General features: G+C 36.2%; 12 protein-coding genes and 3 pseudogenes. 9 read left to right on the plus strand and 6 right to left on the minus strand.

The features are described 5' to 3' along the window. The 4 genes and pseudogenes from MTX11_RS13910 to MTX11_RS13915 all read left to right on the plus strand — a co-directional run. A pseudogene (locus MTX11_RS13910) lies at positions 1-100 on the plus strand (IS6 family transposase); the annotation flags it as partial. 699 nt (positions 101-799) lie between these two features. Then, positions 800-916: pseudogene (locus tag MTX11_RS16685) on the plus strand (hypothetical protein); the annotation flags it as partial. Positions 917-1,003: 87 nt separating this feature from the next. Then, positions 1,004-1,143: pseudogene (locus MTX11_RS16640) on the plus strand (cation diffusion facilitator family transporter); the annotation flags it as partial. 177 nt (positions 1,144-1,320) lie between these two features. Further along, positions 1,321-1,935, plus strand: a complete 615-nt coding sequence (locus MTX11_RS13915; RefSeq protein WP_004668326.1) for a thiol:disulfide interchange protein DsbA/DsbL — start codon at positions 1,321-1,323, stop codon at positions 1,933-1,935. 371 nt (positions 1,936-2,306) lie between these two features. On the opposite strand, the gene dmeF is transcribed toward MTX11_RS13915, so the two are convergent. Beyond that, positions 2,307-3,269 (minus strand): CDF family Co(II)/Ni(II) efflux transporter DmeF, encoded by a 963-nt coding sequence (dmeF, locus tag MTX11_RS13920; protein WP_034438686.1) that lies wholly within the window; start codon positions 3,267-3,269, stop codon positions 2,307-2,309. Between the two features lie 56 nt (positions 3,270-3,325). Here dmeF and MTX11_RS13925 point away from each other — a divergent pair, with 56 nt between their 5' ends. Further along, positions 3,326-3,592: a metal/formaldehyde-sensitive transcriptional repressor gene (locus tag MTX11_RS13925; RefSeq protein WP_005248679.1), complete on the plus strand. Its 267-nt coding sequence runs from the start codon at positions 3,326-3,328 to the stop codon at positions 3,590-3,592. A gap of 45 nt (positions 3,593-3,637) precedes the next feature. Here the strand turns inward: MTX11_RS13925 and MTX11_RS16690 are convergent, their stop codons facing one another. The 5 genes from MTX11_RS16690 to MTX11_RS13945 form a co-directional block, all read right to left on the minus strand. Then, positions 3,638-3,763 (minus strand): YHYH domain-containing protein, encoded by a 126-nt coding sequence (locus tag MTX11_RS16690; RefSeq protein ID WP_094148905.1) that lies wholly within the window; start codon positions 3,761-3,763, stop codon positions 3,638-3,640. A 124-nt stretch (positions 3,764-3,887) separates the two neighbouring features. After that, on the minus strand, positions 3,888-6,365 hold the full coding sequence (locus MTX11_RS13930) for a heavy metal translocating P-type ATPase (RefSeq protein ID WP_243475388.1): 2,478 nt from the start codon (positions 6,363-6,365) through the stop codon (positions 3,888-3,890). 178 nt (positions 6,366-6,543) lie between these two features. Next, the gene (locus MTX11_RS13935; protein ID WP_243475389.1) at positions 6,544-6,738 is read right to left on the minus strand and encodes a heavy-metal-associated domain-containing protein; all 195 of its coding nucleotides are present in this window, start codon (positions 6,736-6,738) and stop codon (positions 6,544-6,546) included. Positions 6,739-7,207: 469 nt separating this feature from the next. Further along, positions 7,208-8,089, minus strand: coding sequence for a copper resistance D family protein (locus MTX11_RS13940; RefSeq protein ID WP_004733231.1), 882 nt, complete (start codon positions 8,087-8,089; stop codon positions 7,208-7,210). A 64-nt stretch (positions 8,090-8,153) separates the two neighbouring features. Next, on the minus strand, positions 8,154-8,534 hold the full coding sequence (locus MTX11_RS13945) for a copper resistance CopC family protein (RefSeq protein WP_004681441.1): 381 nt from the start codon (positions 8,532-8,534) through the stop codon (positions 8,154-8,156). A gap of 351 nt (positions 8,535-8,885) precedes the next feature. On the opposite strand from MTX11_RS13945, the gene MTX11_RS13950 reads away from it, so the two are divergent. The 4 genes from MTX11_RS13950 to MTX11_RS13965 all read left to right on the plus strand — a co-directional run bounded on the left by MTX11_RS13950 (position 8,886) and on the right by MTX11_RS13965 (position 11,109). Next, positions 8,886-9,128 (plus strand): DUF2789 family protein, encoded by a 243-nt coding sequence (locus MTX11_RS13950; RefSeq protein WP_004281876.1) that lies wholly within the window; start codon positions 8,886-8,888, stop codon positions 9,126-9,128. Between the two features lie 603 nt (positions 9,129-9,731). Further along, positions 9,732-10,163, plus strand: coding sequence for a hypothetical protein (locus MTX11_RS13955; protein WP_004695737.1), 432 nt, complete (start codon positions 9,732-9,734; stop codon positions 10,161-10,163). Positions 10,164-10,189: 26 nt separating this feature from the next. Further along, on the plus strand, positions 10,190-10,438 hold the full coding sequence (locus MTX11_RS13960; RefSeq protein ID WP_004695740.1) for a DUF2933 domain-containing protein: 249 nt from the start codon (positions 10,190-10,192) through the stop codon (positions 10,436-10,438). A gap of 20 nt (positions 10,439-10,458) precedes the next feature. Continuing rightward, positions 10,459-11,109, plus strand: coding sequence for a methyltransferase family protein (locus MTX11_RS13965; protein ID WP_243475390.1), 651 nt, complete (start codon positions 10,459-10,461; stop codon positions 11,107-11,109). The last annotated feature ends 2 nt before the right edge of the window (positions 11,110-11,111 follow it).

Raw genomic sequence — 11,111 nt, forward strand, 5'->3', positions numbered from 1 at the left:
TGAAGTCATGCGTGCACTACGTAAAGGACAAGCATCGTCATTTTATTATGGTCAGCCTCAGGGTGAAGTGTGTCTAATCAACAGGGTTTTCGGTCTCTAAGTACTTTTTAAAGGGAACATCATCGACTCAAATCTCTATTTGCAACAGTGCCTAATTAAATCCCTTACAATTCAAATTTTTCAGCAACGACTTATCTTTGTTAAAATAGTATTAATTTATTTTTTTTAGGACAAACCTTAACAAAATTACAAATTTGTAATTTGGTTGTCATTTAGGTGTATATATCTAGGAATTAGTATATGAAGAAATTATTTTTTGGTCCAAGATATGATTAGATTCAATAATATATATATGAAGATTGTTTTAGTTATTTTTACTATAGTTTTTTCAACCAGTAGTTTTGCTGATGGGGGACTTCGTTTCTTAGAGAAAAATTTAGAAATAATTAACAATGAAAAAAGCAAAGGGTGTGAAGAGAATTAATTCAAAATTATAATGAAGCACATATAACTAGGAAAACTAAAAATTAGTTATTTTTAGTATGGTGTAACTAAGATTAATTAATTTTTTTAAATCGAATGATAAATATATTTATTGTTTTTAATTTATTCTTTACCATTTTCAAATTTTTAAATAATCCGAAAAGACTATTTTAAACTTTAGGGTTACATATGCTCCTATACATAGGCAGGAATAAATATGCAACTTAGTATATTTGCAACAATAGTACTGGAAAGATTCATGTAATAATGCTTAAAACTCTCTAATTAGTTAGGGAGGCATTGGAATTGGAGAAAAAAAGTAAAGTGCCCACTAGCAAATGTGGTTATTGGAGGAATTATCTCATCAACCCTTCTTATGTTGGTTTTATTACCAATATTGTCCCGGTGGATAAATGAAAAGAAAGCTTCTTGACCAATTATAGTAAGCAATTTTTAGCAGAAATATTGAGGCTTACTCAAGTCTCTCAGCTAATCGTAAATAGAATAAGGAAACTATTGTATGTCAGAAGATCATTCTCAGAGCCACGCGGCTGTTACTGAAGAGAATAGTAAGAAGCTAATATTTACTGTAGGTTTGACCACTACGTTTTAATCGTAGAAATTATAACCGTTTTTATTACTCAAAGTTTAACTTTTGTGATTATCTAAAAACACATAGCGGTCGAATGGCCATATTAACTGACTTAAAATCAGTCGCATACTTTAATGTAGCGGTTCTGATAGCACAAAAGTTCGCAGCATGAAAACGGAACCGGCATAATTGATTTATAGTGAACCCATACACTAAGCATAATGATTTAGAGGACGATAATCCCAATGAAAAAATTCCTTTTAGGAGCTGTTGCCGCATCTGTTTTGGCCTTTTCAGGTAGTGCTATGGCCAATTTTGTGGCAGGTCAGGACTATCAGGTGGTTGCAAAACCAGTTAAAGTCGAAAAACCGGGCAAAATTGAGGTACGTGAATTCTTCTGGTATGGCTGTGGTCACTGTTTCACGTTGGAACCGCATATGCAGGACTGGTTGAAAAAATTACCCAAAGATATCCGTTTTGTACGTACACCTGCTGCAATGAACCCGCTTTGGGAACAGGCTGCACGTGCTTATTATGTTTCAGAAGCCCTGGGTGTGCGTCAAAAAGCACATTTACAGTTATTCCATGATATTCATGACAAGCAGCGTCCAATTTTAGAACAGGCACAATTGGCCAAGTTCTATACCCGTTATGGTATTTCTGAAGAGAAATTTAACACGACTTATAAATCATTCCCGATTTCGTCAAAAATTGCTCAGGCAAAAAATTTGACTGCTCAATATCAGTTAAGCGGTGTACCAGCGGTGACCGTGAATGGTAAATATATTGTGCAGGGCAATGATGCCAAAGTAATTCAGGTGGTGAATTACCTGATTGAAAAAGAGCGTAAAGCCAAATAAGACGCGATTGAATATCTCTAAAAAAAACCTGCATCGAATCTGCAGGTTTTTTATTTAAACTGGAGGAATGGTTATTTACGTACTAACTGCCGGATCTGGTGTTTCTATCGGCGGGCGATACCAGTGTAAGATTCCTAGGAGTAAGAGCTGCATCTGCAACACGCTTTGCGCTTTAAAGGCATGGGATTGAATATGAATCGTGGATTGTATCTTTACCCGTTCATACCCGATATCTTCATTCAGAAAATGAATTTTCCTTTCTATTTCAAAACGCAGCACTGCCGAGGCGCCCCGACGCTCTACAACAAACAAATTCTAATCTAAGATTTACATAAATAGACTGATAAAGTTTAAAAGGAATAAATATTAATTTAAACAACATGGAAATTCTTGTTAATTTCAACAGAAATATGAACGATCTCTTCATGAATTGACAAAGCTTTACGAACTACCTCTGCTGTTAAGGAGTCATTAACTGTATTTAGGGATAAAATACATGAAAATTTACTTCTACCTACTTTCCAGACATGCAGATCAGTAATCGTAATTTGGTTATCTAATTCCTCTACAACTTCCTGAATCTCCTTTACTACAGGATGTTCCATCTCTGCATCAAGCAATGTTTTACCTGTTTCTCTAATCAATCCCCAAGACCATTGTGCTACAAGCACTGCACCTACGATCCCTAGAATTGCATCTAAAAAATCCCATCCAAAATACTTCCCTGCGAAAAGTGCAATAATCGCTAATACAGAAGTTACTGCATCTGCTACTACATGAAGAAAAGCGGCTTTCTGGTTTAAGTCATGGTCATCATGAGAGTGATGATGATCGTGGTGGTGGTCATGGTCATCATGAGAGTGATGATGGTGGTGGTGACCATTTTCACGTAGTAACCAGGCACAAATAAAATTAACGATCAAGCCAACAATCGCAATTGAAATTGCCTCGTTGTAGTGAATATTCACAGGATTGAATAAACGTTCTATCGATTGAACACCCATGAATACAGCAACAACCATCAATAAAATGGCACTCGAATATCCAGCTAAGATTTCTATCTTCCATGTACCGAAACAGAATCTCTGATCACGAGCATATTTTCGAGCCATTTTATAGGCAAAATAAGCTAAGCCCAATGCCAACATATGAGAACTCATATGCCATCCATCAGCCAATAAAGCCATGGAATTAAAGAACCATCCTCCAAAAATTTCAAACACCATCATTACACCAGTGAGGATGGTTGCGATTAAAATTTTCTTTTGTGCTAAAGGATTTCCTTCGTCAAATTGATGCGAATGGTCACTTTTAACATTATTTAGATATTGCATTTTATTGCACCACAATTAATACTCCCCCATAGTATATGTTCTTGAGGTTGAATAGTATGTCTCACTTAAATCAGAACAAAAAAATTTTAAATCGGATTAGACGAATTCAAGGTCAAACTAATGCCCTTGAACAGAATATTTTAAATTCTGAAAATTCTTGTATTGAGGTATTACAGCAAGTTGCAGCAATTAAAGGTGCGATAAATGGCTTAATGAATGAGTTAATAGAACTTCATCTTAGAGAACATGTACTCGGTGATACTGAGGAAATAAAGGAAAAAGAACTGAATGAATTTTTAGCTTTAGTTAAACGCTACTTATAACTTTAAAGCACAGTCTTTTAAATAAAAAAACTGTGTGCGCACCTATTAATGACAGTGGTAATCACCAGTTTTACTGTTGGTATGACAACCCTGTGAGTTCGTTCCCCCAGAATGAGCATTCGCATAGGTAAATGACATGCCTATAAAGCATATTAATAAAATTCTTTTCATCTTAATCCCTCTCAAATAATTAGAATATCAACTGTATGATATTTAATAAAAGCCAACATGGCTTAGACTATTTCCAAATATATAAAGTAAAGCCAACAAAACTTTAAATGTATATAAAAAATGGTTAAATAATTGCAAGGGGGGCTTTAAAACGTTTTAATCGTAAAGCATTTCCTAGTACAAATATTGACGAGAGAGCCATTGCACCAGCAGCAAATACAGGAGAAAGTAGCAGTCCAAATTGCGGATAAAGTACACCTGCTGCAATAGGAATCAGAGCTGCATTGTAAACAAATGCCCAAAATAAATTTTCACGAATATTGGTTATAGTCGCTTTGCTTAAAGCGATAGCATTCGGCACTCCTTTCAGGTTGCCAGACATCAAAACCACATCAGCAGCTTCAATAGCTACGTCTGTACCTGTACCTATCGCTAAACCAATATCTGCTTCTGCAAGTGCAGGGGCATCATTAATGCCATCTCCAACATATGCGAGTTTACCATATTGATTTTTTAATTTTTTAACGGCCTCTATTTTACCTTCAGGTAAGACTTCTGCAATAACCTCATCAATACCTAGTTTTTTTGCAATCGCTTGAGCTGTATGACGGTTATCACCTGTAATCATGGCAACCTTTAAACCTAACTGATGTAACGCTTCAATTGCAGCAAATGTTGATTCTTTAATTGGATCTGCTACAGCAATAATGGCAGCAAGTTTCTGGTCAATCGCAACATAGAGAGGGGTTTTTCCTTCTTCTCCCAAACGATCCGAAAATTGAGAAAAAACATTAGGATTCAAACTTAGTTTTTCCATATATCGATCTGCACCAATATGAACCAAATGCTCAGAAACCTTCGCTTCTATTCCGTAGCCAGTCACTGATTTAAAATCAGCAATAGGAGACAGGATTAATTCCTTATCTATAGCTGCTTGTACAATTGCTCGAGCAATAGGGTGCTCAGACTTTGATTCAACGGCTGCCATCAGTGAAAGTACGGCATTGTATTCAAAACCTTCTAAGACATGCAGATCGGTTAAAACTGGTTTCCCTTCAGTCAGAGTCCCTGTTTTATCAACTGCAACCACTTTAGTTTCTTTGAGCAGCTGTAAAGCTTCACCTTTACGAAATAAAACCCCCATTTCAGCACCCCGCCCAGTTCCCACCATGATTGATGTAGGCGTTGCAAGTCCCATTGCACAAGGACATGCAATAATGAGTACCGCAACTGCATTAACTAAGCTAAACGTTAGGGCTGGCTCAGGGCCGAAGATAAACCAAGTAATAAAAGTTAAAAGAGAGAGACCCATTACTACAGGTACAAACCACATGGTAATTTTATCAACCAATGCCTGAATCGGCAGCTTGGAGCCTTGGGCCTGCTCTACCATTCGGATGATTTGAGAAAGCACTGATGAACTACCAACAGAGGTGGCTTTGATATTTAAGCTGCCACTTTGGTTAATTGTTCCTCCTACCACAGTAGAGCCTATCGTTTTTTCAACGGGCATAGGCTCGCCAGTAATCATGGATTCATCAATAAAACTTTGGCCGTGAATAACTTCACCATCGACAGGGATACGCTCGCCTGGTCTAATCTCTACAATCGTTCCTGTTTGAACTTCGGCAATCGGAACTTCTATCACCTGATTATTGAGCTGTATTCTGGCAACTTTAGGCTGCATTCCAACTAGATGTTGAATTGCTAAAGACGTTCGGCCTTTTGCCTTGGCTTCAAAAAATCTACCTAATAGAATTAAAGTGATAATAACCGCTGCAGCTTCATAATAAACATTGACCGTGCCTTGTGGCAGGACACTTGGAAAGAAGGTGGCAACCACTGAGTAAAGATATGCAGCGAATGTTCCTACAGACACTAAGGAATTCATGTCTGGTGCTAAGCGGAATAAACTTGGGATGCCCTTTTTGAAGAAGCGTCGGCCTGGAAAAATTAATGCTACTGTGGTCAAGAAAAATTGCATTAACCAGCTATTTTGTTGGCCAATGTTATCCATCATAAACGTATGAAAGGCCGGAATCAGGTGTGATCCCATTTCTAAAATAAAAACGGGTAGAGTCAATAAGACTGACAAAATTAAATCTTTTTTAAGTTTTTCTAATTCAATATTCTTTTTATCTTGAAAGCTTTCCGTAGTTTGATGAACTGACTTTGCTTCAAACCCTGCTTTGGTGACAGCCTGAATTAACGAGTCACGAGTGACAGATGAGCTTGCCTGAATAGTCGCTTTTTCAGTAGCCAGATTTACATGTGCTGATTCCACACCCTCAACAGATTTTAAGGCTTTTTCTACTCGACCTACACAAGAAGCACATGACATACCCTCAATCGTAAGCTCTATTGGTTGCAGCGCTTCCACTTCGTAGCCAGCTTTTTCTACAACTTTAATTAAACTAGAACGATCAAGGGGACGATGCGAATAAATGACTGCTTTTTCGGTAGCCAGATTTACATGAGCCGATTCAACACCCTCAAGAGATTTTAAGGCTTTTTCCACACGGCCTACACAAGAAGCACATGTCATCCCCTCAATCTCTAATGTTTCACTGTAGTGTGGCGTATCAGTCATTTCGGTACTCATATACGATCTCTATCATTTAGATATGCTGAGTTCTATATGCGAAGATCAGCTCGAACCAAGATTATGGGGAATTCAGGGGCTACTTTTATTGCAAGCAAGTACAGATTTTATCTGTACGATGAGGAAAATAAGAGAGAGTAAAAGTGGTAAGGAATTCCCACTGTTACTCTAACAGAGATTAAGCAGGATCAGCTGTAAATCCACGCTCACTGAGAGTGACAATGACTTTATCCTGACTCACTGTTGTGTTGATTTCAACGATACGGTTTTGTAAATCAATATCGAGTGAAGCATTCGAGTCGAGCTCTTTAATTGCGGTAGTAATGCCGCGTGCACAACCACCACAAGTCATATTAGCGATGTGAAATTTCATATGTTGCTCCTTTTTAACAAAACATTTGTTTAAAACATTAGAACAGTAACTCTAAACTTTCACCATACAACCAGCCTTTTTCTGAATCAGTTACTCGCTGTAACTTGGTCTGTTTACAACCTTACAGTTTTCTTCAGAGTATTCCAAAGAAGAGTGTTCTAATGACTACAGTAAAAGTACTTAACCAACATTAATGTGACTTTAAAATGACATTTTTGTCATCTACGATCACTCTGAAATTTATAAGATTAGTTATTTCAATCAATGGTAGTGAACTGAATAGATGAGACCGTTATGGGTTGAAGATAAGCTAAAAACCGGTGACTACCTTTATGTATAATGCCTCATGATGCGATTTTACTGTTCTGATTGTCGTAAGTTGACAGTCCAGTAGAAACTTTATTGCTCAGCTACAAAAGATAAATGCAGTAATGTTAGATTTCCTCAATTCCCTTATTTTGAAATTCTCTTATTCAATACCCACGACAGTGGTTATATAGCCTGTTGTTAATAGAATTGATAGACCTAATAACATCTCAAATAAAATGGCATGACTAAGGTGTTTAGCGAATTTAGGATGTTGAAGACGCGGGGTGAAATACCATTTGTTGAAGGCAGCTAAAAGTAGAATACTTATAACAAAAAACATTTTAACCATGAAACCATAGCCATATGCAGTATTGATTAAGGTATTAAAATCTTTAATTAAAAGAAGAGCTACACTAGCGCCACAGGCGATTAATATCCCAACAATGAAAGCAGCAATACGTCCAAATACATGCATGCGATCTTTTAAAGGTAAACCACTTATTTCCCGGCTGGTTTTCCATAACGGATATAAAGACCCCATCCATAACGACATAACTAGAATATGGATTGATAATAAAATTTGAGCAAGTAAGGTTAAATTAGCGACATGTCCGAGCTGGGAAAAACTAAAAATAATCGGGATAAGTAAAATACAAAATATTGAACTTTCAATTATAGAAAAATGACCTTTGTTCCTGTTAAGTTTAACCACCATGAGAAGAAGTAAAAGAGCAAAACTAATAGAACGAAGAACGTATATATACCCCGTCGGAGTATTAACCAATATATTAATATACGTGGGGTCCACCATACCTGTAATACCAGTATTGGCAAAACTACCAATCAGAATAAAAAATCCCAAGGTACTGGAAATTAGGCCTAATCCAGCGCCAATTGTAATATATTTAAGAATCGATTCTTTTAGTTCAAGATATTGTCTAAGTAAAAAATAGCAAAAGGCTCCACCAACGACAAAAGCTACACTTAAATATAAAATAACCTTAGTTAACCAAGTGGCCCACATCCAATATTCAGAAATCATTATTTTTGTCCATTCTAGAACAACATGCCAGCACCTCACTGACATGTTGAAAGGTAATCAATTCTTATTTAGTTGATTTGATAGTGAAACTATATTCACCATTCATGTTGTGACCATCTTTCCCCATTGTTGTCCAGACAACGGTATATTTACCTTTTTTCAGTTTCGGAAGAGCGACATCAAAGGATTTCTTTAAGTCATGAGTAACTTTATATTTTAAAGGAACATCTCTTCGCTGAGCATCCAGTAACTTAATATTCATCAACATAACCTCTGCACCAAAGTTAAGGGTCAAGTTCTTTGGTTGACTAAGGATAGATGCATTTTCCGCAGGAATCGCACTCACTAAACTCACATGAGCGAACGTAGTTGTAGTAGCCACAATCATCGTTGCAGCTACTACAACATTACGTAGAGCAGTCATTTTATTTTGAAATAATTTCATTTACGTTTCCTCTTGATTTGTTAGTTCATTAGAGATGACTTTATAAAATCTATATTTAATGAGACCACATCATCTCCTCTTATATTTCAATTATTAGTGAGAGACAGAAACAGAGCGATGACTTCAAAATTACATTTTTGTCATTTTTAAAATTTAAAATCTTTAACTATTAAAATAATCTTATTGAAAAATAATGATCATTTAACAAACAAATTATGTAGGTGGTTGATTTATGAAATGTAGTAATCATTTTGTCTAAGAAAATAGTAGCTATTTAATTTTTTATATTTTAGTTTAAATATAAACATGTTATGTTTAATTTGATCTAATATAAATTTGTGGGCTAAGCACATGACTCAAACACGTCCAAGAATGACCAAATTATTTGAACAGCTTGGTTTAGCTTCTACTGAAGAAGCAATTGCAAAATTCATAGAGAGCCATCAGCTAGCTGGAGATGTTTTTTTAACACAAGCAATTTTTTGGACTGATGCTCAACGTCATTTTTTAGAAGAAAAACTACACTCTGATGGTGAATGGACGACAGTGATTGATCAATTAAATGAGTCTTTACATGAAAATTCAGTAAAATAATTTTCCGTTAGTATTAAGGATCTACATTCTTCCCTGCATTGAATACAACTCATTCATACAGTAGTACTGTTTTGGAGATGGAATCTCTATTATATAAGTAGTAGATTCCTTACTCTGAAATTTGGATTATAAACCCTAATATTAAAAATAATCTTCTTTACCTTCTATCTAATAAATATACCAATAAGTTTAATAATTAAATTATCCACCCTTTTTTCTATAAAAAACTATTTTGATCAACTGTATTTTTTCTTTAAAGGAATAACAGTGTAAATTACATTAAGAATGTGTCTCTAACTAGCCTTGGAGTCATCTAATCATTTCATTTTTATTTTTTTAAGCACATAAAATCATAACAACTTTAATAGTTTTAAAAGATTAATATTAAATAAAATTTTTGTCATCTCAGCATAGACTATATATTTCGAGAAGATCTCAAAATTACATTTTTGTCATTTTTAAAAATAATTAATTAATAGTGCTAAAATTTTTAAGAGAGACAGAGAATAACCAAAAATTTCATCAGTTTAGTAGTCAAATTCCTAGACTCTGTTCAGTACTAAAACATAGCTTTTACTTCCAAATTATTTAAAGGAAAAAATTATGATGAAATTCAAAAACATTTTTTTGGGCTTATGTATCGCAGCCGCGTCATTGAATACATTTGCACAGCAATCCGATGAACACAAAGATCACCACCCTGAAAAAACAGCACCATCTGCAGTAACAATTAAGCAAACAGTTACCAGCACCACTGCTACAGATAAAATGGCTGCAATGGATCAACACATGAAGGCGATGCAAGCCATGCATGAGAAGATGATGGCTGCAAAAACCCCACAAGAACGTCAGAAACTTATGGCTGAGCACATGAAACTCATGCAAGGAGGTATGAGTATGATGAAACAGATGGGCAGCCAAAGCATGAATGCAAATATGGCTGACCGTCAGCAGATGATGGAAAAACGTATGGACATGATGCAATCCATGATGCAGATGATGATGGACTGTATGCCTCCGTCAGCAACTAAATAGTTACCCATGAATTAGGGGAAAGCACCATGAATCACCAACACCAAGAAAATAATTCAGTACCTAACTTCTGGTCTACACGTTATGCCATTGGTCTAATCGTGCTGGGTGGTATCGCAGCTTATTTTCTATTAACGGAACATTTAGCCCACGTTATCGGTGCTTTGCCTTATTTATTCCTTTTAGCGTGTCCACTGATGCATATTTTTATGCATGGTGGTCATGGGCATAACCACTCGCAGCAAAAAAAATCCGATATATCTGATAACAAAAAATAGCTCTTATCAGGAGATCCATCATGAATCATGCGGAATCGGCTTATGGTTTATGGACGCTGGTTATCATTAACTCAGCAGTTTTTATCATGTTCGCTTTCAGTTTTTTTAGACCTTCCACTGCGCGCGATTGGCGTACATTTGGGGCCTTTTCGGCTTTTATCATTGCTCTATTTGTCGAAATGTATGGTTTTCCTTTAATCATTTACCTGTTATCTGGTTGGCTTCAAACTCGCTTCCCTCAACTTGACTTACTTTCTCATAATGCAGGTCACTTGTGGTCAACGCTATTAGGTGAAAAAGGTGATCCACATTTTGGCATTTTGCATATCGCCAGTTACGTTTTCTTGGGCTATGGATTTTACCTGTTATCAACGTCATGGCACGTGCTGTACAACGCGCAACGTCAGCATTCTTTAGCGATCACAGGCCCTTATGCACGTATACGTCACCCACAATACGTGGCTTTTGTGATGATCTTGCTGGGTTTTTTATTGCAATGGCCAACTTTACTGACACTGATTATGTTTCCAATCCTACTCTTAATGTACAGCCGCTTGGCAATTAAGGAAGAGGCTGAAATGAGTAAACAGTTTGGCGCTGTCTATGACAGCTATGCTCAACAGACTCCGAGATTTATTCCAAAATTCGGCCATAAAACCACTTTTCCATAAGA

This window comes from Acinetobacter lwoffii, from assembly GCF_022809915.1.
GTDB lineage: Bacteria > Pseudomonadota > Gammaproteobacteria > Pseudomonadales > Moraxellaceae > Acinetobacter > Acinetobacter lwoffii_M.